Raw genomic sequence first — 23,990 nt, 5'->3', positions numbered from 1 at the left:
AAGGACAGATAGTGCATTCAAATTACCTCGCAAACAGTAATGGATTAACCACAGAACAAAAGCATAAACCTTTAATTCTTATTGTTGATGACGAACCTAGTAATTTACACGTATTAGTAGAAGGACTTTTAACTGACTACGATGTACGTATTTCTACTAGTGGTGAGCAGGCTTTGATCTTTATTGAGTCAACTAGGCCTGACTTGATTTTATTAGACATAATGATGCCCGGCATGGACGGCTACGAAGTATGTAATATACTCAAAGCGAAACAAAATACCAAAGGCATCCCCGTCATATTTGTAACTGCGCTTACCGAGGAAGAGTCTGAAGAAAAAGGCTTTGCTATGGGCGCAATTGACTACATACACAAACCTTACAAGCTAGCGCTCGTTAGAGCACGCATTCGCACTCATATTACCGCTCAAGGCATGCTAGATAGGCTTATAGAAAAAAACTTTGACCTGCACGACAAACTACTTGAAATAGAATCACTAATACAAGAGCTAAGCCAGCGAGAAGAAGAATTAAAAGAACTCTCCTCAAAACAAAAGTTATTTTATCAAGCCCTAACGGGAACTGCCGATGGTGTTGTTATTACCGATAGTAACGGAAAAATCATTGCCGTAAATCCTTCATTTTGCCGGATTACAGGTTACTCTGAATCTGACTCACTACAAATGCAGTTGCACGATATTAAACAAAATAACCACCCTAGTATTAGCTTTGATCAAGTATGGCATCATGCAAACCAAGCAGGATATTGGAGTGGAGAGCTAGTAACCAGACGAAAAAATGGCGAGCTTTATCCTGAGTTATTAACTCTTAGTATGGTAAGAGGCGAGCAAGATACCAACGTGCACTATATTGGTGTATTTAGTGATATTTCTAGCGTTAAGATAACGCAAGAAAGAATTCACTACCTCACATGGCATGATGAACTTACAGGTTTGCCCAACCGAAATGGTTTTTTAAAGCAGTTAGAGCAGCAACTTCAGGTTTGTAGTACCGAAAATAGTTATGCCTATATTTATATTATTGACATAGACAGCTTCCACTCAATAAATGATGGATTAGGCCTACTCGCTGGCGATAACATTTTAAAAGAATTAACTAAACGAATTCATTCTAAGGTGAATAAAAAAGATGTTATTGCTCGCTTAGGCAGTGATGAATTTGCAGTACTGTGTACAGTTGAAAAAGGCGTTGGCAGGATCAGAGCCCAAGCTATGGCTGAAAATAAAGCCCAAGAACTGATCATAAGTGTAAACCACCCCTTTGTCGTTGATGAACAAGACGTTAGCTTAACAGTAAGTATTGGCACGTATATTTTTCCTCGAGAAGATCAGTGGGAAAGCGCTATAGAAACAATCCGTAACTGTGAGGCAGCTTGTTACAAAGCAAAAGAAAAAGGCGGCAATAGAGTTACCTTTTTTGATACTTCGTTTGGCGAGCAAGCAAAACGCCGTTTTGAAATAGAGCAAGATTTACGTAAAGCAATCTCAAATAATGAGTTATCCCTATATTTACAATCCCAATTTGACCGAAGCCAAACCCTTAAAGGGGCTGAGGTTTTATTAAGATGGGAGCATCCTCAAAAAGGCTTCATTAGCCCTGGTGAGTTTATATCTATAGCCGAAGAGTCAGATATAATTTATGACTTAGATTGCTGGGTAACTTCAAATGCACTTGAAATATTAACGCAACTTAGTAAAACTCACCCTGAGTTAAACCTATCAATTAATGTAAGTGGCAGGCACTTTCATGAAGCGCGCTTTTTAAGCTTTATTAGCCAACAAATAAAGCAACATAGCATTAATCCTCAGCAACTCACTATTGAGATAATTGAAGGTACATTGCTTAATCACATGGAAGCGGCTATTGAGGCTGTTCACTTTCTCAAGAAGCTAGGTATTAGGGTATCAATTGATGACTTTGGTACTGGATATTCGAGTTTAACTTATCTTAAACAATTACCCATACAAGAACTAAAAATTGACCGTTCTTTTGTATTGGAAGCACCGACTGATAATAACGATAAGCTAATTATTGATATGATTGTAAGCTTAGGCCGTTTATTTGAACTCGAGATAGTTGCTGAAGGTGTAGAGAACCAGTCCCACTTTGATTTATTGCAAGAATATCCAGAAGTTATTCTTCAAGGCTATTATTTACACAGGCCTGAACCTGCAAGCGACTGGCTTGAAAAACTAAATTAATTACAGAGTAGTCTGAAAAAACAAAAAAGCCGAGTATTTCCATACTCGGCTTTTTAATGAAATTAAGCTTTAGCGGTTACTCGCGAACTTGGCCTTCACCATTCACTAAGTACTTCTCAGTAGTCAGTGACTCAAGTCCCATAGGGCCGTATGCATGAAGCTTAGAAGTTGCTATACCAATCTCTGCGCCTAGACCCAGCTGTGAGCCATCAGAAAAGCGAGATGATGTATTAACCATAACTACAGAAGCATCAACACTACGCTGGAATAGCTCTGCAGCGGCTGCGTTTTTAGTACAAATTACTTCAGTGTGGTTTGAACCAAACTGTGCAATGTGTTCAACCGCTGCCGTAAAGTTTGGTACAACGCGAATAGCGATTTCTAGGTCTAGATATTCTTCACCAAATTCGTTATCGGCTAACACAGTTGCATTATCAAAGTATTTAGCTGCAAAGCTGTCAGCATTTATTTTTACACCTTCTTGGCGTAATACAACTGCGCACAGATTTAAAAACTCATCTGCAACATCTTGATGAACTACTAAGCCCTCAAGTGCATTACAAACACCGGTACGCTGCGTTTTACCGTTAAGTAGTAAGTTAAGCGCAATTTCTAGGTCTGCATCTTTATCTACATATAGATGACAAACGCCTTTGTAATGCTGAATTACTGGGATCGTACTGTTTTCAGTAACAAAGTTAATTAAGCCTTCACCGCCACGTGGAATTATTAAGTCAATGCTTTCACGTTGCTGCATTAATTCCATTAATAGTGCACGATCTGGATCTGGAATCACTGAAATAAGTGATACTGGTAAGTTATGCTTTTCAAGTACGCTGTGCATTACACTTGCGATAGCTTGCGAACTTTTAAGTGCTTCTTTACCGCCACGTAAAATTACGCCATTACCTGATTTAAAACATAATGCGCCAGCGTCTGCTGTTACATTTGGGCGTGCTTCGTAAATCATACATACAACGCCAAGAGGTACGCGCATTTTACGAATTTTAATGCCATTTGGACGCTCTGTAATATCACGTAGCTGACCAACAGGATCGTCCAGGCTTACGATTACTTCAATACCTTCTGCCATTGCTTCAATACGCTCATCGTTTAGCGTTAAGCGGTCGATCATTGAGGCTGCTAAGTTATTGTCGCGTGCTGCGCTTAGGTCACTTTCGTTTTCTTTGATTATAAATGCTTTTTGCTCTCTTAATGCCGCTGCCATTTCAACTAGTACTTGATTTTTAGTCTCGGTATCGAGTAAAGCAAGTGTATGGGCAGCTTTAGCTGTCTGGCGTGAAATGTCCGTAATTAAACTCATGACTTCTCCAATAATGCGATATGTTTTTCAGATATAACTGGTCCAATTGAATCCTGCATTTTTTCGCTGAATTCACTCTGTTCGTTGTCTGCAATAAAGTTTAACAAACAGCTACTATAATTTGCGGTCGCTTTAGCTAAACGCGTACCGTCTTCACTACGTACTAAAATGGTATCACCAACAGCAAATTCACCATGGACTTCCATGATTTCATCACCGCGAATACATCCACTTTCACCTTCAAGGGATTCATCAAATGATCCATCAACAACAACTTCACCTTGCTCATTTGCTGTATGTGTCATCCAATGTACAGAATCTTGCATCGGCTTTTCGTACGGTAAAAATACGCTACCAGGATTTTCCCCAGCTAGCAGTTTCGTAAATGTTTCTTCTTTAAAGCCGTTTATAATATAAGTCGCGATACCATGTGACGTTGCTTTTTCTGCCGCTTCTATTTTGGTTTTCATGCCACCAGTACCAACAGCACTTGTAGCACATCCTGCCATAGCATAAATAGATTCATCAATTGATTTTATTTCAGGCAGTAACACCGCATCATCATGTAAGTTAGGGTTTTTATCATATAACCCATCAACGTCTGAGAATATTAATAAAGCATCGGCATCGGCTGCTGCTGCGACCATTGCTGATAAGTTGTCGTTATCACCCACTCTTAAGTCGTCGGTAGTTACAGCATCATTTTCATTAATGATAGGAAAAACACCATGCTCAAGCAAAGTAAACACTGTTTCGCGAATACTTTGGTAACGCTCGCGGTCACGTAAATCGCCGTGCGTTAATAATAGTTGCGCAGATGGAAAGTCAAAAAAGCGGTCCCACATGGCGATCATTTCTGTTTGGCCTGCTGCTGCCATTGCTTTTTTCATCACCACAGAGCGAGGTTTGTCTGATGGGAATAAATGCGCTCCAGCCGCTACAGAACCCGATGATACTAAAATCACCTCGATTCCACGGGCACGACAACGAACAATGAACTGTGCGATGGTTAATATGTAACGCGAACGGCAGCCATCTTGATCTGGTGCAATTAATGCACTACCTACTTTAAGTACGATACGTCGCCAATTTAACTTTTGCATAAATGCTCAACTTTCCATTTTATCTGCGCTCATCTTAATTAGACGAGCTAAAACTAAGTAGCTAGGTTTAAAACATAGCTTCGAATTTTTCTTTTCATTTAGGCAACACTTTTTTACACACACGCAAAAACCATATCTAAAACAAGAAGCTTAGATTTGAGGTTAAGTAAAAGTAGCAACAACCCAATAATATTGAGCAGCACTAATCAAAAAATTTAAAAGTGTTGTTTATGCATCGCTGTAAAAAGCTGTGTGTGGCTTTTTTATTAACAACATACATAGAGCCTCTAAAGTCTGATACACCAACAGATAGGGTGAAGACCAAAGGACCGAGATTTAACCGCCACGATGGGGGGCTAAATATTGAAAGTAATAGTTCAACTCAAACCTTTATTTACTTAAATAATTAAATAAACTTGTTTGGCAAAACCATACCAAGAATTCGGCAAATGATATTTTGTAATGCTCTAATACTAGAAACATCACTAAACATGATTATAAAGATTAAAAATGACGTTAGGATTAACAAGCCTGTTTTATCTTCAATAAACTTCGTTAGATGACTAATTATTAGAACACGAAGTATAATACACCAAATACCCCTTTAAAATCAAGGTTAAAATTCGAACTAAGTTAATACGAAACACTCATACCCTTTATATTGTTATTAAAATTCAATAAATTAAACAATTAATACACTTTAAAATAAGGTGGCTAAGTTCTCGCTAAATAATTTAAGCCTACTAATCTTTTATAAGCAGCTAAAATTGATTAGTAATATTTCAGTTTCCGGTGTATACCCCTGTATTAATAATTAACAAAAGTTATACTTTCTAAACATATCGTCATAAATAAGGAATTCTTAATCTATGTCAGCAATTTACATAGCCGGTATCGCACTTTGCTCTGTGCTTGCCCAATGGGTCGCGTGGGCTTTTAGAGTACCCGCTATTCTTTTTTTATTGCTTACTGGTCTTTTACTTGGACCATTTAGTGGTGTTTTAGACCCTGATGCACTTTTAGGTGATTTACTGTTTCCAGTAGTATCACTAAGCGTTGCCATCATTTTATTTGAAGGTTCCTTAACTCTGCATTTCAGAGAATTAAAAGGGATAGGAAAAGTTGTAAGGAATCTCTGCTCAATCGGTATGCTTACTACCTGCATTATTATTAGCTTAAGCGCCTACTGGTTGCTTGAGCTCAATTGGCGTGTTGCTGCGGTACTAGGCGCAGTACTCGTTGTTACTGGCCCTACCGTTATAGCACCGCTATTAAACTCAATGCGTCCAACACAAGACATAGACCGCATACTTCGCTGGGAAGGTATTGTAATAGACCCAATTGGCGCATTATTTGCTGTATTGGTATTTGAAGCTGTAATGCTTGTAGGCCAAGGCGAAGTATTTAGTCATACTATTATTGCTTTAGTTAAAACCCTGGGTGTTGGTTTAAGTATTGGTGTTGCTGCAGGTTGGCTAACAACCCTATTAATGCGTCGCGAGTGGCTGCCATTTGAATTACATAAGTTTGGAATTTTAGCACTAGTCCTTATTAGTTTTTCTGTATCAAACTATTTAAGCCATGAATCAGGCTTATTAGCAGTAACTGTATTTGGTATTTGGCTTGCGAACCAAGACGATTTAGAAATAGATTCTGTACTTGAGTTTAAAGAAGACTTGTCGATGATATTAATATCAACGCTGTTTATTTTACTTGCAGCACGTTTACAGCTTTCTGATTTGATGATGCTCGACAGCGATGTATTTATATTTTTAGCTATTGTGCTTTTTGTTGCACGCCCACTGTGTATTGCTATTTCGACCTTTGGTACTGACTTACCAATGAAGTCTCGCTTGGTACTTGCCTGGATTGCTCCACGCGGTATAGTTGCCGCAGCCGTTGGGTCGGTATTTGCACTAAGTATGATGGAAGCTGGCGTTGCTGATGCTGAAAAGATGGTGCCACTTATATTTACGGTGATCATCATTACGGTTGTGCTGCAAAGCTTAACAGCCATCCCTGTTGCCAAGCTATTAGGTGTACGCCAACCATCGCCAAACACAATATTAATTATTGGTGCAAACCATGTATCGCGTGCAATTGGACGTGGCTTACAAGAGCAGAATATTCCGGTTCACCTTTCAGATCCTGCATGGGAAAACTGCAGAATGGCACGTATGGATGGCTTAGCTTGTTATTATGGTAACCCGCAATCAGAGCATGCTGAACGCTACTTACCTCTAACAACTATTCGCAGTGTCTTAGCGCTATCGCCAAACCGTCATCATAATGCGCTAGGCGTTCAATACTTTTCGCATTTACTTAATGAAAAAAATGTATTTTCGCTTCGCTCATCAACGTCGCATGCTAAAGCAAATAAAGACAGTGCAACGTTTTTATCTAGACAAATATTGTTTGGCGACGAAGGCTCATACGCACGTTTGAGCAGTATCATAGCTAAAGGCGGTAAGGTTAGTTCAACACGTATCTCGGATGAGTTTAGCTGGGAGCAATACCTAGAAATGAACCCTGAGGCTATCCCTTTGTTTATTCTTAAAGGTGATAAAGACAGCGACGACGATACGCCAATTAAGCTAAGACCGTTTACAATCAACATGGAAAAACCGCCGCAAGAAGGCGAGCGTGTTGTTGCATTACAGCCGCCTAAAATGTCGGTCTTAAAAGACCCGCAAACAAAGGCTAAAGAAGAAAGTTAAACACTTTTATTACCTGTAAAAACTGAAAAACCCTAACTTAAAAAGTTAGGGTTTTGTTTTTTAAGAGCCATTAAATAGGAAGGCGAGCTCGCGCAACCACACTATCTGGCATTTTTTGCGCTAACTTAGTCAGCGCTCGCTCAATTTTTTTATGAGTCGCTTTATCTGCGACCATAGAATTAAATAGCCAACGGTATGCATCTTCAAAATCACGCGGGCTGCCATAGCCATCATTAAATAATTTAACCAAACGTAGTTGTGCTTTTAAATTGCCTTGCGACGACGCTTCACGCAAATACGTAATTGCCATTGCTTTATCTTGCTGAACTAAACGCCCGGTGTCGTAGTAACGCCCTAACTGCTCTAGCGCTGCCTCTAAGCCTTGTTCAGCCGCTTTTCGCATGTAATACACACCTAACTCTACATTACGATCCACGCACACGTTATAAGCCAGCATATCGCCGTATAAAAATTGATAAGACGGCAATGCCATTTTATTGGCTCGTGCTTCTATATCTTGCACTAACTGGCAATCATCTGCCTTCACCCGCGCTAAATGCGTATTTTTATTTATTAACGCAATTAGCTCAGATTCTGTATACAGCGGTACAGCAGCAGGGCTTTCTGTAGCTAAGCTGTTGGTTGCTATAAATAAAGACAGCGGAATTAATGAAAGCCTTAATACGCAATTACGGTAAAATAAACGCATGCTCACCACTTATAAAAATAAACTTATTAAAATATATACAAAGATCGTTCCAAGGTGAATTTTAGATACAAAAAAAGCTGCACTAGGCAGCTTTTTTTAATCTAATGGTAATTACGCAAACGGGTTGCGAAGTACCATAGTTTCTACGCGGTCTGGACCTGTAGAAATAATATCAATTGGAACACCCGTAATTTCTTCAATACGCTTGATGTAGTCAATCGCAGCTTTTGGTAAACCGTCAAGACTCGTTACACCAACAGTGTTTTCTGACCAACCTGGCATTTCTTCGTATACTGGCGTTACTTTATCGTAACCTTCAGCTGCTAATGGTGTTACGTTAGTAACTGTGCCATCTTCAAGCTTGTAACCAATACAGATTTTAAGCGTTTCTAAGCCGTCTAAAACATCAAGCTTAGTTAAACAAAAACCTGAAATACTGTTGATTTGAACCGCACGGCGCATAGCCACTGCATCTAACCAACCAGTACGACGAAGTCGACCTGTTGTAGCGCCAAACTCATGGCCTTTATCACCTAAGTGCTTACCAACTGGATCTTGTTTCTCAAGACCGTCGTAAAGCTCTGTAGGGAAAGGACCTGAACCAACACGTGTAGTGTACGCTTTAATAATACCTAAAACGTAATCAAGGTTTAATGGACCAAAACCTGCACCAGTAGCAACGCCACCAGCTGTAGTATTTGAAGATGTTACATAAGGGTAAGTACCGTGATCGATATCAAGTAACGTACCTTGTGCACCTTCAAATAAAATGTTTTCGCCTGCTAAACGCGTTTGATCTAAAAGCTCAGTTACATCTACAACCATTGCTTTTAAGATATCAGCAACAGCCATTGCATCATCAAACGTTTTTTGGAAATCTACAGCGTCTACTTTGTAGTAGTTAACTAAAGTGAAGTTATGGTATTCAAGAACTTCTTTTAATTTAGCTGCAAATAATTCAGGATTAAATAAATCGCCTACGCGTAAACCACGGCGAGCCACTTTATCTTCGTACGCAGGACCGATACCACGGCCAGTTGTACCAATTGGCTTATCGCCACGAGCAGTTTCGCGGGCTACATCTAATGCAACATGGAAAGGCAAGATTAGCGGACATGCTTCACTTATTAAAAGACGCTCACGTACTGGTACGCCGCGTTCTTCAAGCATGCCAATTTCTCTCATTAGCGCTTCTGGTGATAAAACTACACCATTACCAATCACACATTTAACATTGTCACGTAATACACCCGATGGAATAAGGTGTAGAACCGTCTTTTCACCTTCGATAACTAAAGTATGACCCGCATTGTGGCCACCTTGATAACGAACTACTAAAGATGCTTTGTCTGTAAGGAGATCAACTACCTTACCCTTTCCTTCGTCACCCCATTGGGTGCCTAATACAACAACGTTTTTACCCATCGTAAATTCACTTAGAGAAAATTAGGACGAGATTTTACCAGAAAACTAAAGTAAAGATCACCCCTGTTCAGCTTATTTTTTCTGCGCGCATTTGTTATATCCAAATATTAGCTAATAACCACATAAATAACAGTGATTTAAAGCACTAGACTGTGTTTAACAAAAAGCCCCGCAAATGCGAGGCTTTTTAACTTTTAAATAATTAACGTAAAGCCTATTGAGCTTTAGCGCCTTTCATATATTGGAAGAAGTCGCTATCTGGTGAAAGCACCATAACGTCTTGCTTATTTTTAAAAGTCTTTTTGTAAGCCTCAAGCGAACGCACAAAACTAAAGAACTCAGGGTCTTTGTTATACGCGCTTGCATAGATGCCTGCGGCATCAGCATCGCCTTGACCACGTACAGAACGCGCATTACGCTCTGCATCGGCAAGCATTACTGTTACACGACGGTCAACACCCGCACGAATAGTCTCGGCTTTTTCCTGACCTTCAGAACGATGCTCTTTTGCAACAGCAGTACGCTCAGCGCGCATACGTTGGTAAATAGAGCTACTCACTTCTTGTGGTAGGTTGATTTGCTTAACACGTACGTCTAGTACTTCAATACCTAGCTCACGTGCACTTTCAGAAGCTTGTACTAACGCTTCTTCCATCAACTCGCTACGCTCACCTGATACAATTTCACGAATTGTACGTGTACCAAAGTTTGTACGAAGACCATTATTTACTTTTTGTTTAAGTAGCGTTTCAGCATATTGCTTATCGCCACGGGCACGTAAGTAAAAAGCGCTAAAGTCATTAACACGCCATTTTACAAACGAATCAACAATTAAGTCTTTTTTCTCACTAGTAACAAAGCGATCCGGCGCACCATCTAGCGTTTGAATACGTGCATCAATACGACGTACTTGGCTAAAAAATGGCACCTTAAATTGTAGGCCTGGGCCATATACAATCGCTTGATCGTCACTGTCTTTTTGTACTTTACTAAATAACATTACAATTGCTTTTTGCCCTTCAGGTACAACAAATACCGATGAGAAAGACATAACAATGGCAGCTAATAGTATTACTAAACTAAAGTTTTTCATTATGATTATCTCCCATCATTGAAGCGGTCGTTGTTAAAGCGGTCATTGCCACTATTAACAGAGCTATTGCGCGACGTATTTACTTTATTGCGTAAATCTTGAATATCACTAGAGCTTGGAAGTGCAACACGTGTTGCTGTCCCTTGCTTATCCATGATCTTATCAAGTGGTAAATAAAGCATGTTATTACCGCCTTTAACATCAACCAATATTTTAGAACTACTCCCTAACACTTCTTCCATTGCATCAATGTATAAGCGCTCACGAGTAACTTCTTTAGCTGCTTGATATTCAGGTAGTAGCTTTTCAAAACGAGCTACTTCACCTTGTGCTTCTAATGTAATACGCTCTTGGTAACCTTCCGCTTCTTGAGTCATACGCGTTACTTGACCACGAGCACGCGGTTCAATTTCACGAGCATATGCTTCTGCTTCACGAATGAAACGTTCTTCATCTTCTTGTGCAGCAATCGCATCATCAAATGCATCTTTAACTTCAGTTGGCGGACGAGAGTCTTTAAAGTTCACGTCAGTAACAATTAAACCTAAGTTATATGGTTCGATAATCTTATTAAGCTCATCCCATGTATTTTGACGAACAACCTCACGGCCATTAGTTAATACTTGGTCCATTTTTGCATGGCCCACAACGTAACGTAGTGCACTATCTAGTGCTTCTTCTAAGCTACTATCAGCGTTAGTTACGCTAAATTCATAAAGGTATGGGTCAATAACACGGTATTGCACCTGAAACTCAACGCTCACTACGTTTTCGTCTTCAGTAAGCATAAAACCAGAAGCCGATAATGAACGAACTGCTTCAATATCTACTGGGATTACCGTTTCAATAAACGTCATTTTCCAACGCAGACCAGGATCAGCAATTCGGTCATATTTACCAAATTGAAGAACCACACCACGCTCGGCTTCTTTAACCGTATAAATACCACTTAACGCCCATACAATAACGGCGATAATAAGTATGAATGAAATACCGGCTCCGCCAAGTCCACCGCCGCTACCATTGCCGGATTTTTTCCCGCCAAATAAGCCACCGAACTTGTTACTAAACTTGCGGAACACCTCGTCTAAATCAGGTGGGCCTTGATCACGTCCGCCTTTATTATTCCACGGATCTTTGTCATTGCCATTATTACCCGGTTCATTCCAGGCCATAGCTATACTCCATTGTTATCTAAATAAATTAGGAAATTGTGTTAAATCTAACAAATCTACCGCGTTTCTCATACAAAAACCGACATTAAAACGTCAATTTTTAATTACGGTTGATAAAACCAGCAATTTCAGGACCAAATTCTTTAATTAAACGATTCCACTCAACCATTGGCATTCTAACATCTAACAGCCAATTACCTTGCTCATCAAATCGCTCTTCATGTACTGCATTTAAACTAAACAATGCAGCCCTTAGGCGACCATACAATGGCGTAAGAAATAATGTTTCGTTAAACATCTTCTTAGCAAGCAGTTCACTAATAGCCTCACTAAGTAATTCACACCCTTCACCAGTCTGAGCGCTAAGCCATACTCTTATAGGTTGGCCTTCGTCATCTCGATCAATACGTGGGCTTACGTTATCCAGCGCATCAATTTTATTATAAATTAATAGCTGTGGTACTTCATCGGCTTCAATTTCTTTAAGCACCGATTGTACTTGTTCAATATTTTCTTGAAGACGAGAGTCTGCTGCGTCAATTACATGTAACTGTAAATCAGCTTCACGAGTTTCAGTTAGCGTTGCTTTAAAAGCAGCAACTAAGTCGTGCGGTAAATGACGAATAAAGCCCACTGTATCAGCCAAGATAACAGGACCAACATCACCTAATTCAAGCTTACGTAGAGTCGGGTCAAGCGTTGCAAACAACTGATCGGCCGCGTATACATCTGAATTCGTAATTCGATTAAATAATGTAGATTTACCCGCATTGGTATAGCCAACTAACGATACCGTAGGTATTTCGTTACGAGTACGAGCTCGCCTACCTTGTTCGCGTTGCACTGCTACTTTAGCTAAACGCGCACGGATATTTTGAATTCGGGCACGAAGTAATCGTCTATCTGTTTCAAGTTGGGTTTCACCAGGTCCACGTAAACCAATCCCGCCTTTTTGGCGTTCAAGATGGGTCCAGCCCCGAATTAATCGAGTCGACATATGGCGAAGTTGTGCCAATTCAACCTGCAGCTTACCCTCATGGGTACGTGCACGTTGGGCAAAAATATCAAGAATTAGCGTCGTTCTATCAAGCACACGACACTGACAAACACGCTCTAAATTACGCTCTTGTGACGGCCTGAGTTGATGATTGAAAATTACGACATCTGCATTGTGGATTTTGACAATCTCAGCTATTTCTTCTGCTTTACCGGTACCGACGAATAGTTTCGGATGTGGTGCTTGACGGCTGCCTTGCACAACCGCCAAACTACTAACACCAGCAGAAGATACCAACATTTCTAATTCATGAAGATCTTCACGATCCCCTTCTTTAGGTAAGTCGATATGAACTAAAATTGCCTGTTCGCCGGATTCATAGCGGTCAAACAAACATTATGCTCCTAATTAAAAGTTACCAGCTTCTGGTTCTTCAGTGTCTTCACTCCCTTGAACTGCTTGGAAGTTAACTGCGCGAGCAGGGACAACTGTTGAAATTGCATGCTTATAAACCATTTGATTTACGGTGTTCTCTAGTAAAATAACAAATTGGTCAAATGACTGAATTTTGCCTTGTAATTTTATGCCATTTACCAAAAAGATTGATACTGGAATGCGCTCACGTCGTAGTGCATTCAAAAATGGGTCTTGTAACGATTGGCCTTTTGCCATGTTATTGTTCCTTCGTTCTAGGTGTTATTATAATTAAGTGGCTGAACTTATTTGATAAAAAACAATATTCAACTACTACTAGCTTAGCGAACTTACTACACGATGCAAGTTTTCTTCGTCACCCGTTGTTAACCAAGTAACATCAGGCCAGCTACGAAGCCACGTTAACTGACGTTTTGCCAATTGACGTGTTGCTGCGATGCCACGAAAAACCATTTCATCATGGCTTGTTTCACCCGCAAGGTAATCCCACATTTGTCTATAACCAACACAACGAATAGAAGGCATATTGGGGTGTAAATCCTTACGTAGATATAGGGTCGAAACTTCATTTTCAAACCCCTGATCAATCATTATTTTAAACCTTTCTTCAATTCGGCGATGTAATTCGCTACGTTCTTGCGGTGCAATCGCAAATTGATGAAAAGTATAAGGTAAAGCCGGCTGTTTTTGCTTTTGCAACTCAGTCATGGTCTTACCAGTTAACCTGTAAACCTCTAAAGCTCGATTAATTCTTTGTGAGTCATTCTCACTTATTTTTTCGGCTGCTTTTGGGTCAACTTTAACTAATTCTTTATATAAATGAGGCCAGCCAAATTCTTTAGCTTGTGCTTCTAGCTCTGATCTTATTACTGTATCTGCTTCAGGCAAAGGCGATAAACCATCAATTAAAGATTTAAAGTACAACATTGTACCTCCAACCAATACAGGCACTTTACCTTGTCTATGAAATTCGTCAATTTTTTGTACTGCATCGCGCCTAAAATCAGCAACTGAATATGTTTCACTCGGGTCAAGTAAGTCGATCAGATGATGCGGAGCTTTAGCAAGTTCTTCTGCATCGGGTTTTGCAGTACCAATGTTCATATCTTTATACACTAACGCTGAATCAACGCTGATTATTTCTGTATTTAAATGCTCGCACAGTGAGATTGCCAATGCTGTTTTACCAGCAGCAGTTGGACCCATTAAAAATATGACTGGTAAATTACTCAACACTGATACCTTAATCTAATTGCATTAAATAGTGATTTAGCTCTATTTTAACTGCTTTTTCGCGTAAGCGTTCAATAGTTTGCGGATTATTTTGTAAGCACATTTGTTGCGCTAAAAACACATTGCTTAAATAAAACCGGGGAGGTACACATTTTATCTGCCACTCTAACCAATTCTCTATATTTTCAAGCCCTGCTTTACACCCATCAAGTAGCTCACCTATCGCTGTACTTACATCAAGTAAATATAAGCACGCTGGCAATTTTTTAACCATTACAAACTGTTTTTCTATTACGAGTTCAAAACCAAGTAAAGTAAACCACGATTGCTGAGCTTCTATAAGTAAGCAATCTTCTTTTGATAAGTTTACTCTTACGGGCAGCAAAAGAGCTTTCCCTTCTAAACTTCCGGACTCTTTAATTTGATTATGCCAATCATCTACCAATGCATATTTGAAATGTGAGCAATACAATTGCTGCTCTTCACTAAATACACACATGCCTTCACTAACACTAATAATAGAAACAGCCTGTAAAACATTCCTAGCTGGCTCTACCTCGTTTTGTGCTGTTGGTAAGTTTGTTACATTGTCAAAATGCGCAGCGTGTTGCTCACTGACACCTTGATAGAAAGCATTTACATCATGGTGACTCGTATTTGGTGTAGCCCGATATCCCCCATTACCTCCGCCCGTTCTAGTGCCTGATGATGAGCTACCAGCACTTCCGGAATAAGAGGGCTGTAATTGCGATTTAGGGTAATCAAACACGGCTTCGCTCTGAATATTATTAGCAATGCTATGCGTTGTTCTCATGGACGCTGGCGAGGACTCAGTTTCGGTGTTCACCGGTGCATTACTAAATTCGCCTTGCAGTGGTACTACTACTTGCTTAATCGCTTGCAATATAAAATCATGAATTAAGCGCCCTTGATGAAAGCGCACTTCATGCTTAGCTGGATGAACATTTACATCAACCTGGCGAGGGTCTATATCAATATAAATGACAAAACCGGGTAATTCTTGTGTTCCACTTACTTCTTCAAATGCTTGGCGTATAGCATGCAGAATAAGTTTATCGCGCATCATACGATTATTAACATAAGTATACTGAGTCGTATTAGCTGAACCTACAGGCAGTACCCAACCATGCAGCTGTAAGCCACCCTCTCCTGATTTAATATGCAGACCTTGCTCAGCAAAAGCCTTACCTGCAACTTGCGCTACACGTGTAATAGCCTGAGAGGGATCTGTCTTCGCACGATACTGCCTTACTACTTTTTCGTTGTGAGTTAGTGTAATAGAGACATCAAAGCGACTAAGCGCAATACGCTTTATCAACTCATCAATGTGGCTAAATTCAGTCTTTTCGGTGCGTAAAAACTTACGCCTTGCTGGGGTATTAAAAAATAAATCTTTTACTTCAATCGTTGTGCCATCAGGGTGCGCTACAGGCTTTACTTGCACGGCCATATCGCGACCTTCTGCAAATGCTTGCCAGGCTGCTTCTTGCTCTTTAGGTTTTGAGCTCAGCGTTAAACGCGATACAGAGCTAATTGACGCAAGCGCTTCGCCCCTAAAACCAAGTGAACAAATATTTTCAAGGTCATCTAGAGATTTTAATTTACTCGTAGCGTGACGAGAAAGTGCAAGCGTTAGCTCATCTTTACTTATCCCTGAGCCGTTGTCGCGAATACGAATAAGCTTATGACCACCACGCTCTATATCTATTTGAATACGTGTAGCGCCAGCATCTAAACTGTTTTCGACCAACTCTTTTACTACCGACGCTGGGCGCTCTACCACTTCGCCTGCGGCAATTTGGTTAGCTAAACGCGCGGGTAATATTTCAATATTCATGAGATTTCCTAGCAAGCATTGCGCTAATAATAATGACTAACTTTGTGGTATATCGAGCTCTTGCCCAATAAACAAAGTATTAGAGCTAAGCTTATTAACTTGTTTTAATTCAGTGACTGTAATGCCATAGCGACTCGCCAACATACTTAAAGATTCACCCGGGCGTACCTTGTGCTTTGTTGGATATTGCGACTTTAATTTAGCAAATAAAGAGTCATCAGGTGGATTTTTTAAATAGTAATTTTTAATTGAAGTAAATATAGCTTTAGCCAAACGCTCTTGATGGTTAGCACTTTTAAGCAGCTTTTCTTCTCGTGGGTTAGATATAAACCCTGTTTCTACTAAAATTGATGGGATATCTGGTGATTTAAGTACAGCAAGACTCGCATGTTGGGGATCTTTTTTATGCAGCTTAGCAACTTTACGTAACTCTTTAACCACTTCGTCAGCTACGTTTAAGCCGGTTTTCATAGAGTGATCCATCGACATATCAAGTAATGCTTGCGCTAAGTATTTTTCGTTAGCGGCATCTTTCATTACATCCGCAGCGCCACCTAAAAGCTCAGAGTGCTTTTCTTTATCTTCTATCCATTTACCTATCTCTGAATTAGCACGCCTTAACGACAACACCCAAACAGAGGCACCATTTGGTCCCGGGCTCGTAAATGCATCAGCATGAATAGAGACAAAAAAGTCAGCCTTTTTTTCACGAGCACGATTGGTACGCGTATTAAGTTTTACAAAGTAGTCACCGCTTCGTACCATGCGCGAAATCATCCCACGTTCGCCATCAATCATGCGCTCTAAACGTTTTGCAATTTGCAGTGTTACTGTTTTTTCGTACGTGCCAGATGGACCAATTGAACCTGGATCTTCGCCGCCATGACCCGCATCAATTGCAATCACAATATCGCGCTCTTGGCTTAACTGGCGGTTTTTAGCTGCTGTTTGAGCAGGAGAAACAACTGTGGCAGCTTGGCTTTTATTGTATAAATCAACAACGAGCCTGTTTTTATAAGGGCCTGTAGGCGCTAAAGCAAATACAACTGGCTTTACTGGTGCGTTTAATTCAAACACTAACCGAACACTGTGCTTATTTTTAGGTTTTGAGTAGCGTAGCTTGCTCACTATTTGATGTTTTGGTGGTACACCTGGTAGTATTTTTAATTCACTAGTGTTTTCTAAATCAATTACTAAGCGGCTTGGGTTTTTAAGCATGAAATAGCTAAAGTCAGGCTTATCATTTAAATCAAATACCACACGCGTACTATCAGGGGACGGCCATACGCGTACACTATTAATTGTATTTTTGGCCCACAGCGGCAAGCTTATGGTAATAACCATAAGGTAAATAAAGAGTTTAACTACACCTCGGCTCATTTGATAATTACTGCCTTAACTATATTATTATTTGTTATTTAGTTTTTCGACAATTGCTACACCACGCTCACTGGCGCTATTAATAACAATTTTACGTTCGTTACCCATATAGCTTAGAGTAATATCTAAATCAGGCACAGGAATAAATTCACCACCTTTTTCTGGCCACTCAACAACGCAAATTGCATCTGGTGAAAAATAATCGCGTATTCCCATGTATTCTAGTTCTTCAGGGTCACCTAAGCGGTATAAATCAAAATGATAAACATTTGCGCGCTCGAGTTCATAAGGTTCAACAAGTGTATACGTTGGGCTTTTAACTTTGCCTGTATGTCCAAAGCCTTGCACTACACCTCGAGTAAACGTTGTTTTACCAGCGCCTAAATCACCATGTAAATAAATAACCGCACCTTGCTCTATAATATCAGCAACGCAATTACCCATTGCGACCGTGGCTACTTCATCAGTCAAATGAAATTCAAAACTACGCGTCATTACTACCTCAAAAATTCATTCAAAAGCGCATATTTGCTAATCATACCAGAATATTAATTTAAGGCGATAAATTGAGGTTTTAGACATAAAAAAACAGATAAGCTGATAATGAAAGTTGTGTATGGATGTCTATTTTCGATACTTTGAAACTGTATTATTGTAATAAAATAAGGTAAGTGAGTTCTCAGACTAAAAGACTGTAAAAGAAAAGTAACACCACGAATTAGATGACCCCATATTGGCATTAAATTAACTGAGATATGTAAGTTTATTATCTAACTTCTTCTGATTCAGCAGATGGTTCTGCTAGCAAAAAAGTAACTGGTAAATGAAACTCTCACTACTCCCCAAGATAACTTTGTATTTTCAGATAGAAGACTAATCCAGGTGACCCGCTCATCCTAGTTTACTGTTTGCAGGTGCTTTAAAAACAAAAAGCCCCAGCTAATGCCGGGGCTTTTTTACAAAACTAACTTAATTAAAAAATTAAGCTTGTTTTGGACTAGAAATAACGTCTACTAAAGTCCAAGATTTATTCTTAGAAATTGGTGCGCATTCACGGATAGTAACTACGTCACCCGCTTTTGCTGTGTTATTTTCGTCATGTACGTGTAACTTAGTCGTACGTTTAATGAATTTCCCATAGATTGGGTGCTTCACATAACGTGCGATAGCGATAGTGAAAGATTTTTCCATCTTGTCGCTGATTACACGGCCTTGAAGAGTACGAATTTTATCGCTCATTATTGACCTGCCTTCTGGTTAATAACTGTTTTTACACGCGCGATATCGCGGCGTACTGTTCTTAGCGTGTGTGTCTGAGCTAACTGACCAGTGCTAGCTTGCATGCGCATATTAAATTGCTCACGAAGTAGTCCTAGAAGTTCAGCATTAAGCTCTTCTACGCTTTTGTCTTTTAGTTCGCTAGCTTTCATCACATTACCGTCCGAGTTACGAAAGTTGTTTTGAATGGCAATTTACGAGCAGCAAGGTCGAATGCTTCACGAGCAAGCTCTTCTGAAACACCTTCCATTTCGTAAAGTACTTTACCAGGCTGAATTTCAGCAACCCAATATTCAACAGAACCTTTACCTTTACCCATACGAACTTCAAGAGGTTTTTCTGTAATCGGTTTGTCAGGGAAGACACGAATCCAGATTTTACCTTGACGTTTCACGTGACGCGTCATAGCACGACGAGCTGCTTCGATTTGACGAGCAGTCATACGGCCACGGCCAGTTGCTTTCAATCCGAAAGTACCGAAGCTTACTTTGTTACCGTTTTGCGCTAAACCGCGGTTGCGGCCTTTGTGCATTTTACGGAATTTTGTACGTTTTGGCTGTAACATTAGTCGCTACCTCTACTTAGCACTTTTCTTGGCTTTCTTTGGTGCGCGTTTAGCTGGCTTCTCTTGCTCTTGTACTAGTGGTAAACCACCAATAACTTCGCCTTTGAAGATCCAAACTTTAACACCAATGATACCATAAGTGGTTAAGGCTTCAGAAGTTGCGTAATCGATATCAGCACGAAGAGTATGTAGAGGTACACGACCTTCACGATACCATTCTGAACGTGCGATTTCAGCGCCGCCAAGACGACCGCTAACTTCAACTTTAATCCCTTTAGAACCGATGCGCATTGCATTTTGTACCGAACGCTTCATAGCGCGACGGAACATAACACGACGTTCTAGTTGAGAGGCAATGCCGTCTGCTACTAGTTGTGCATCTAGTTCTGGTTTACGTACTTCAGAGATATTAATCTGAGCAGGTACACCAGCGATTTTAGTTACCGCTTGACGTAATTTTTCTACGTCTTCGCCTTTTTTACCGATAACAACACCCGGACGAGCCGTGTGGATTGTTACTCGGATTGATTTTGCTGGACGCTCAATAACGATTTTAGACACAGAAGCCGTTTTCAATTCCTTTGTAAGGAATGTACGAACTTTGTGATCGCCAAAAAGCTGTGCAGAGAAATCTTTTGAACTCGCGTACCAGGTAGAAACCCAAGGTTTAGATATACCTAGGCGAATACCAGTAGGATGAACTTTTTGTCCCATTACTTATACTCCTAGCTATCTGAAACCATAACAGTGATATGGCTTGTACGCTTAAGGATGCGGTCTGCGCGTCCTTTAGCACGAGGCATAATACGTTTCATTGTAGGACCATCGTCCACAAAGATCGTTGTTATACGAAGCTCATCAATGTCAGCACCTTCGTTATGCTCTGCGTTAGCAATAGCAGACTCAAGTACTTTCTTAACTAATACAGCGGCTTTCTTAGGGCTGTACGCCAGGATTTCTAGTGCGCGATCTACAGGTAACCCGCGGATCTGATCTGCAACTAGACGTGCTTTTTGCGCCGAACCAGAGGCGAATTTATGTTTAGCTAATGCTTGCATTTATCTTCCCCTCTTATCGTTTCTTCGCTTTCTTATCCGCAGCATGGCCACGGTAAGTGCGAGTTGGTGCAAATTCACCTAGTTTGTGACCGATCATTTCGTCAGAAACGAAAACTGGTACGTGCTGGCGACCATTATGGACAGCAATGGTCAATCCGATCATGTTAGGTATGATCATTGAACGACGGCTCCAAGTTTTAATTGGCTTTTTCTCACCGCTTTCCAAAGCTTTCTCTACCTTCTTCAGCAAGTGTAGGTCTATAAAAGGACCCTTCTTGAGAGAGCGTGGCATGGCTATTCCTCAATATTACTTAGTACGACGACGTACTATAAATTTATCCGTACGCTTGTTCTTACGCGTCTTCGCACCTTTAGTCGGTTTACCCCATGGAGACACAGGATGACGACCACCAGATGTACGACCTTCACCACCACCGTGTGGGTGATCTACCGGGTTCATGGCAACACCACGAACTGTCGGACGAATACCACGCCAGCGATTTGCACCTGCTTTACCAAGTGAACGAAGCATATGCTCAGCATTGCCTACTTCACCTAGAGTCGCACGACAATCAGATTCAACTTTACGAACTTCGCCTGAACGAAGACGTAATGTTACATATTGACCATCACGAGCAAGGATTTGAACGTATGCACCAGCAGAACGTGCTATTTGAGCACCTTTACCTGGTTTTAATTCTACGTTGTGAACAGTCGAACCTACAGGCATATTACGCATTGGTAATGCATTACCAGGTTTGATTGGTGCATCAACACCAGACTGGATTGCATCGCCAGCTTTTAAGCCTTTAGGTGCGATAATGTAACGACGCTCACCGTCTGCATATAATACAAGAGCGATGTTTGCGCTACGATTTGGATCGTATTCTAAACGTTCAACAGTAGCTGGAATGCCATCTTTAGTACGTTTAAAATCGATTAAACGGTAGTGTTGTTTATGACCACCACCGATATGACGAACCGTAATACGACCATTGTTATTACGACCACCTGATTTAGAGTTTTTCTCTAAAAGTGGTGCGTATGGCTTACCCTTATGTAGATCAGAGTTAACCACTTTAACTAGGTGACGACGGCCCGCAGAAGTAGGCTTACACTTTTGAAGTGCCATAATTCTATCCCCTTATTACTCGGCGCCGCCGACAAAGTCTAGCTCGCTGCCTTCTTTAAGAGTAACGTAAGCTTTCTTCCAGTCGCTACGACGACCGAAACGTGCGCCAGTACGTTTTGTTTTACCCTTAACGTTAAGTGTGCGAACACCAGTTACTTCTACTTCAAAAAGCTTCTCAACTGCTACTTTAATTTCAGCTTTAGTTGCGTCATTTACTACTTTAAAAACAATAGTATTGTTTTCTTCAGCAGCAATTGTGCTTTTTTCAGAGATATGTGGAGCAAGGATCACTTTTAAAAGACGTTCTTCGCGAATCATGCTAGCGCCTCCTCAAGTTGCTTAACAGCAGCGGCTGTAATAAGTACCTTATCGAAAGCAATTAAGCTTACAGGATCGATACCAGCTACATCACGTGTGTCAACCTTATAAAGGTTACGTGCCGATAAGAAAAGATTTTCATCTACTTCTTCAGTCACGATAAGAACATCTTTAAGCTCAAGCTCTTTAAGCTTAGCAACTAGTTCTTTAGTTTTTGGTGCTGCTAGAGCAAAACTTTCAACAACGATTAAACGCTCTTGACGAACTAATTCAGATAAGATGCTTTTAATCGCACCACGGTACATTTTACGGTTTACTTTTTGGCTGTGGTCTTGTGGTTTAGCTGCAAAGCTAACGCCACCTGAACGCCAAATTGGGCTACGGATTGTACCGGCACGTGCACGGCCAGTACCTTTTTGAGCCCATGGTTTTTTACCACCACCGCTTACTTCAGAACGTGTCTTCTGAGCACGAGTACCTTGACGAGCGCCTGCTGCGTATGCAACAACTACTTGATGTACTAATGCTTCGTTAAACTCACGTCCAAAAGTAGCTTCAGAAACTTCAAGACCGCCAGAAGCGTCTTTAATTGCTAATTCCATCACTAAATCTCCAGGACTTATGCTTTAACAGCTGGTTTAACGATAACGTCACCGCCAATAGCTCCAGGTACTGCACCCTTAACTAAAAGCAAATTACGCTCAGCGTCAACGCGAACTAGTTCTAAGTTTTGAGTCGTTACACGCTCAGCACCCATATGACCGGCCATTTTCTTACCTTTAAACACCTTACCAGGTGATTGGTTTTGACCGATTGAACCAGGAGCACGGTGAGATAGAGAGTTACCATGTGTAGCGTCTTGCATGCTGAAATTCCAGCGCTTAACACCACCTTGGAAACCTTTACCTTTAGAAGTACCGGTTACGTCAACCTTGTTGATTTCGTTGAATAATTCAACAGTAAGCTCAGCGCCTACTTCAAAATCGCCTTCACCACCGTTAAGGCGGAATTCCCACAGACCGCGACCCGCTTCAACACCAGCTTTAGCGAAATGACCCGCTTTAGCTTTGTTTACACGACTTGCTTTTTTAGTGCCTGCGGTTACTTGAAGCGCGTTATAACCGTCTGTTGCGTCAGATTTGATCTGAGCAATGCGGTTAGGTGTCGCTTCAATAACTGTCACAGGGATAGATACACCATCTTCAGTGAAGATTCGTGTCATACCCACTTTACGACCGACTAGACCTAATGCCATTTTCCTAAAACCTCTCTAATCTTTCGATTAACCCAGGCTGATTTGAACATCAACACCAGCAGCAAGATCTAAACGCATAAGCGCGTCTACAGTCTTGTCAGTTGGTTCTACGATGTCAATCAGACGTTTATGGGTGCGGATCTCGTACTGATCACGCGCATCTTTATTAACGTGCGGTGAAGTTAGTACAGTAAAACGTTCAAAGCGTGTAGGTAGTGGAATTGGTCCACGTACTTGTGCGCCAGTGCGTTTCGCAGTTTCCACGATTTCTGCCGTTGATTGGTCAATCAAACGGTGGTCAAAAGCTTTTAGGCGAATACGAATGCGTTGATTTGACATTCTTAACCTCAATATAAAGAGCATATAAAAGAGCATAAAAAAACGACCGAAACAATCTTAAAACTTAAGATGCCGGCTGTTTGATTATATCTACGTTGAGTTCCAAATCGGAACTCCTGTTTATTAGCTTGAAATCCAAGCTTAATTTATCCTTTCTAATTCCCAGAGGAATTTTGAAAGCCTGCGTATTATAGAGGCATTGGTGATAAATGCAACAACTATTTAGAAACAATGCAATGGCTGTAAATTTGATTAAATAAGCGCCCATAAATGCTTATTCGCTATACTTGAACTAATAGATCTACTTGCTAGTCAATAAACAAGTTAACACCTTAATTACGCAAACTAAGTGATTTTTAGATATTATGGTATCCTAC

General features: G+C 40.6%; 25 protein-coding genes. 2 read left to right on the top strand and 23 right to left on the bottom strand.

The window, feature by feature from the left end; all coding sequences use genetic code 11:
- The first annotated feature begins 11 nt into the window (after positions 1-11).
- Positions 12-2,219, top strand: a complete 2,208-nt coding sequence (locus tag I6F66_RS12555; RefSeq protein WP_197140995.1) for an EAL domain-containing protein — start codon at positions 12-14, stop codon at positions 2,217-2,219.
- Between the two features lie 76 nt (positions 2,220-2,295).
- Here I6F66_RS12555 and I6F66_RS12550 read toward each other — a convergent pair whose 3' ends face one another.
- Positions 2,296-3,543, bottom strand: a complete 1,248-nt coding sequence (locus tag I6F66_RS12550) for a glutamate-5-semialdehyde dehydrogenase (RefSeq protein WP_007586417.1) — start codon at positions 3,541-3,543, stop codon at positions 2,296-2,298.
- Entirely contained in the window at positions 3,540-4,646 is a 1,107-nt protein-coding gene (gene proB, locus I6F66_RS12545; protein WP_010554355.1) for a glutamate 5-kinase, read from the bottom strand. The genes I6F66_RS12550 and proB overlap by 4 nt, the downstream gene beginning before the upstream one ends.
- Before the next feature lie 869 nt (positions 4,647-5,515).
- Between proB and I6F66_RS12540 the strand changes: the two genes are divergently transcribed.
- A complete protein-coding gene (locus I6F66_RS12540) occupies positions 5,516-7,363 on the top strand; it encodes a sodium:proton antiporter (protein ID WP_007586413.1) in 1,848 nt (615 codons plus the stop codon).
- Between the two features lie 70 nt (positions 7,364-7,433).
- Here the strand turns inward: I6F66_RS12540 and I6F66_RS12535 are convergent, their stop codons facing one another.
- The 21 genes from I6F66_RS12535 to rpsJ form a co-directional block, all read right to left on the bottom strand.
- Complete coding sequence (locus tag I6F66_RS12535) at positions 7,434-8,072, bottom strand: tetratricopeptide repeat protein (protein WP_197209331.1); 639 nt, start codon at positions 8,070-8,072, stop codon at positions 7,434-7,436.
- Positions 8,073-8,183: 111 nt separating this feature from the next.
- Positions 8,184-9,497 carry an adenylosuccinate synthase gene (locus I6F66_RS12530; RefSeq protein WP_010554354.1) on the bottom strand — a complete coding sequence of 438 codons (1,314 nt, stop codon included), beginning with the start codon at positions 9,495-9,497 and terminating at the stop codon, positions 8,184-8,186.
- A 214-nt stretch (positions 9,498-9,711) separates the two neighbouring features.
- Complete coding sequence (hflC, locus tag I6F66_RS12525; RefSeq protein ID WP_010554353.1) at positions 9,712-10,590, bottom strand: protease modulator HflC; 879 nt, start codon at positions 10,588-10,590, stop codon at positions 9,712-9,714.
- Positions 10,591-10,595: 5 nt separating this feature from the next.
- Positions 10,596-11,765 carry an FtsH protease activity modulator HflK gene (hflK, locus tag I6F66_RS12520; RefSeq protein WP_010554352.1) on the bottom strand — a complete coding sequence of 390 codons (1,170 nt, stop codon included), beginning with the start codon at positions 11,763-11,765 and terminating at the stop codon, positions 10,596-10,598.
- 100 nt (positions 11,766-11,865) lie between these two features.
- The gene (gene hflX / locus I6F66_RS12515; protein ID WP_007586404.1) at positions 11,866-13,155 is read right to left on the bottom strand and encodes a ribosome rescue GTPase HflX; all 1,290 of its coding nucleotides are present in this window, start codon (positions 13,153-13,155) and stop codon (positions 11,866-11,868) included.
- Positions 13,156-13,170: 15 nt separating this feature from the next.
- Positions 13,171-13,434, bottom strand: coding sequence for an RNA chaperone Hfq (gene hfq / locus I6F66_RS12510; RefSeq protein ID WP_007586402.1), 264 nt, complete (start codon positions 13,432-13,434; stop codon positions 13,171-13,173).
- Positions 13,435-13,512: 78 nt separating this feature from the next.
- Entirely contained in the window at positions 13,513-14,430 is a 918-nt protein-coding gene (gene miaA, locus I6F66_RS12505) for a tRNA (adenosine(37)-N6)-dimethylallyltransferase MiaA (RefSeq protein ID WP_007586400.1), read from the bottom strand.
- 10 nt (positions 14,431-14,440) lie between these two features.
- Entirely contained in the window at positions 14,441-16,288 is a 1,848-nt protein-coding gene (gene mutL, locus I6F66_RS12500) for a DNA mismatch repair endonuclease MutL (RefSeq protein ID WP_197209330.1), read from the bottom strand.
- A 36-nt stretch (positions 16,289-16,324) separates the two neighbouring features.
- Positions 16,325-17,668 carry an N-acetylmuramoyl-L-alanine amidase gene (locus I6F66_RS12495; protein ID WP_024597271.1) on the bottom strand — a complete coding sequence of 448 codons (1,344 nt, stop codon included), beginning with the start codon at positions 17,666-17,668 and terminating at the stop codon, positions 16,325-16,327.
- A 27-nt stretch (positions 17,669-17,695) separates the two neighbouring features.
- Entirely contained in the window at positions 17,696-18,163 is a 468-nt protein-coding gene (tsaE, locus tag I6F66_RS12490; RefSeq protein WP_007586392.1) for a tRNA (adenosine(37)-N6)-threonylcarbamoyltransferase complex ATPase subunit type 1 TsaE, read from the bottom strand.
- A 486-nt stretch (positions 18,164-18,649) separates the two neighbouring features.
- Positions 18,650-18,907: a 30S ribosomal protein S17 gene (gene rpsQ / locus I6F66_RS12485; RefSeq protein WP_002957888.1), complete on the bottom strand. Its 258-nt coding sequence runs from the start codon at positions 18,905-18,907 to the stop codon at positions 18,650-18,652.
- Positions 18,907-19,098, bottom strand: a complete 192-nt coding sequence (gene rpmC / locus I6F66_RS12480; RefSeq protein ID WP_002957889.1) for a 50S ribosomal protein L29 — start codon at positions 19,096-19,098, stop codon at positions 18,907-18,909. Before rpmC ends, rpsQ begins: the two co-directional genes overlap by 1 nt.
- Positions 19,098-19,511: a 50S ribosomal protein L16 gene (gene rplP, locus I6F66_RS12475; RefSeq protein ID WP_002957890.1), complete on the bottom strand. Its 414-nt coding sequence runs from the start codon at positions 19,509-19,511 to the stop codon at positions 19,098-19,100. Before rplP ends, rpmC begins: the two co-directional genes overlap by 1 nt.
- A 12-nt stretch (positions 19,512-19,523) precedes the next feature.
- Entirely contained in the window at positions 19,524-20,225 is a 702-nt protein-coding gene (gene rpsC / locus I6F66_RS12470) for a 30S ribosomal protein S3 (protein ID WP_002957891.1), read from the bottom strand.
- 11 nt (positions 20,226-20,236) lie between these two features.
- Positions 20,237-20,569 (bottom strand): 50S ribosomal protein L22, encoded by a 333-nt coding sequence (rplV, locus tag I6F66_RS12465; RefSeq protein ID WP_002957892.1) that lies wholly within the window; start codon positions 20,567-20,569, stop codon positions 20,237-20,239.
- A 13-nt stretch (positions 20,570-20,582) separates the two neighbouring features.
- Positions 20,583-20,861, bottom strand: coding sequence for a 30S ribosomal protein S19 (rpsS, locus tag I6F66_RS12460; RefSeq protein ID WP_004588689.1), 279 nt, complete (start codon positions 20,859-20,861; stop codon positions 20,583-20,585).
- Positions 20,862-20,876: 15 nt separating this feature from the next.
- Positions 20,877-21,701 (bottom strand): 50S ribosomal protein L2, encoded by an 825-nt coding sequence (rplB, locus tag I6F66_RS12455; protein WP_002957895.1) that lies wholly within the window; start codon positions 21,699-21,701, stop codon positions 20,877-20,879.
- Positions 21,702-21,716: 15 nt separating this feature from the next.
- Positions 21,717-22,019 carry a 50S ribosomal protein L23 gene (rplW, locus tag I6F66_RS12450; RefSeq protein WP_002957896.1) on the bottom strand — a complete coding sequence of 101 codons (303 nt, stop codon included), beginning with the start codon at positions 22,017-22,019 and terminating at the stop codon, positions 21,717-21,719.
- Positions 22,016-22,621, bottom strand: coding sequence for a 50S ribosomal protein L4 (rplD, locus tag I6F66_RS12445; RefSeq protein ID WP_002957897.1), 606 nt, complete (start codon positions 22,619-22,621; stop codon positions 22,016-22,018). Before rplD ends, rplW begins: the two co-directional genes overlap by 4 nt.
- Positions 22,622-22,638: 17 nt before the next feature.
- Positions 22,639-23,274, bottom strand: coding sequence for a 50S ribosomal protein L3 (gene rplC / locus I6F66_RS12440; protein ID WP_002957898.1), 636 nt, complete (start codon positions 23,272-23,274; stop codon positions 22,639-22,641).
- A gap of 27 nt (positions 23,275-23,301) precedes the next feature.
- Positions 23,302-23,613: a 30S ribosomal protein S10 gene (gene rpsJ / locus I6F66_RS12435; protein ID WP_002957900.1), complete on the bottom strand. Its 312-nt coding sequence runs from the start codon at positions 23,611-23,613 to the stop codon at positions 23,302-23,304.
- Between the last annotated feature and the right edge of the window lie 377 nt (positions 23,614-23,990).

Source organism: Pseudoalteromonas sp. NZS100_1 (genome assembly GCF_015864285.1).
Taxonomy (GTDB): domain Bacteria; phylum Pseudomonadota; class Gammaproteobacteria; order Enterobacterales; family Alteromonadaceae; genus Pseudoalteromonas; species Pseudoalteromonas arctica.
This window is presented reverse-complemented; position numbering and strand designations above follow the sequence as displayed.

Excerpts from the sequence above, each read along its gene's own strand:
- rplP (WP_002957890.1), bottom strand. The coding sequence starts at position 19,511 with ATGTTACAGCCAAAACGTACAAAATTCCGTAAAATGCACAAAGGCCGC.
- rpsQ (WP_002957888.1), bottom strand. The coding sequence starts at position 18,907 with ATGAGCGATAAAATTCGTACTCTTCAAGGCCGTGTAATCAGCGACAAG.
- rplV (WP_002957892.1), bottom strand. The coding sequence starts at position 20,569 with ATGCAAGCATTAGCTAAACATAAATTCGCCTCTGGTTCGGCGCAAAAA.
- rpmC (WP_002957889.1), bottom strand. The coding sequence starts at position 19,098 with ATGAAAGCTAGCGAACTAAAAGACAAAAGCGTAGAAGAGCTTAATGCT.
- I6F66_RS12535 (WP_197209331.1), bottom strand. The coding sequence starts at position 8,072 with ATGCGTTTATTTTACCGTAATTGCGTATTAAGGCTTTCATTAATTCCG.
- I6F66_RS12550 (WP_007586417.1), bottom strand. The coding sequence starts at position 3,543 with ATGAGTTTAATTACGGACATTTCACGCCAGACAGCTAAAGCTGCCCAT.
- hflC (WP_010554353.1), bottom strand. The coding sequence starts at position 10,590 with ATGAAAAACTTTAGTTTAGTAATACTATTAGCTGCCATTGTTATGTCT.
- proB (WP_010554355.1), bottom strand. The coding sequence starts at position 4,646 with ATGCAAAAGTTAAATTGGCGACGTATCGTACTTAAAGTAGGTAGTGCA.
- I6F66_RS12530 (WP_010554354.1), bottom strand. The coding sequence starts at position 9,497 with ATGGGTAAAAACGTTGTTGTATTAGGCACCCAATGGGGTGACGAAGGA.
- rplB (WP_002957895.1), bottom strand. The coding sequence starts at position 21,701 with ATGGCACTTCAAAAGTGTAAGCCTACTTCTGCGGGCCGTCGTCACCTA.
- mutL (WP_197209330.1), bottom strand. The coding sequence starts at position 16,288 with ATGAATATTGAAATATTACCCGCGCGTTTAGCTAACCAAATTGCCGCA.
- I6F66_RS12540 (WP_007586413.1), top strand. The coding sequence starts at position 5,516 with ATGTCAGCAATTTACATAGCCGGTATCGCACTTTGCTCTGTGCTTGCC.
- hflK (WP_010554352.1), bottom strand. The coding sequence starts at position 11,765 with ATGGCCTGGAATGAACCGGGTAATAATGGCAATGACAAAGATCCGTGG.
- rplC (WP_002957898.1), bottom strand. The coding sequence starts at position 23,274 with ATGGCATTAGGTCTAGTCGGTCGTAAAGTGGGTATGACACGAATCTTC.
- I6F66_RS12495 (WP_024597271.1), bottom strand. The coding sequence starts at position 17,668 with ATGAGCCGAGGTGTAGTTAAACTCTTTATTTACCTTATGGTTATTACC.
- rplW (WP_002957896.1), bottom strand. The coding sequence starts at position 22,019 with ATGATTCGCGAAGAACGTCTTTTAAAAGTGATCCTTGCTCCACATATC.
- rpsJ (WP_002957900.1), bottom strand. The coding sequence starts at position 23,613 with ATGTCAAATCAACGCATTCGTATTCGCCTAAAAGCTTTTGACCACCGT.
- hfq (WP_007586402.1), bottom strand. The coding sequence starts at position 13,434 with ATGGCAAAAGGCCAATCGTTACAAGACCCATTTTTGAATGCACTACGA.
- tsaE (WP_007586392.1), bottom strand. The coding sequence starts at position 18,163 with ATGACGCGTAGTTTTGAATTTCATTTGACTGATGAAGTAGCCACGGTC.
- rplD (WP_002957897.1), bottom strand. The coding sequence starts at position 22,621 with ATGGAATTAGCAATTAAAGACGCTTCTGGCGGTCTTGAAGTTTCTGAA.
- rpsC (WP_002957891.1), bottom strand. The coding sequence starts at position 20,225 with ATGGGACAAAAAGTTCATCCTACTGGTATTCGCCTAGGTATATCTAAA.
- rpsS (WP_004588689.1), bottom strand. The coding sequence starts at position 20,861 with ATGCCACGCTCTCTCAAGAAGGGTCCTTTTATAGACCTACACTTGCTG.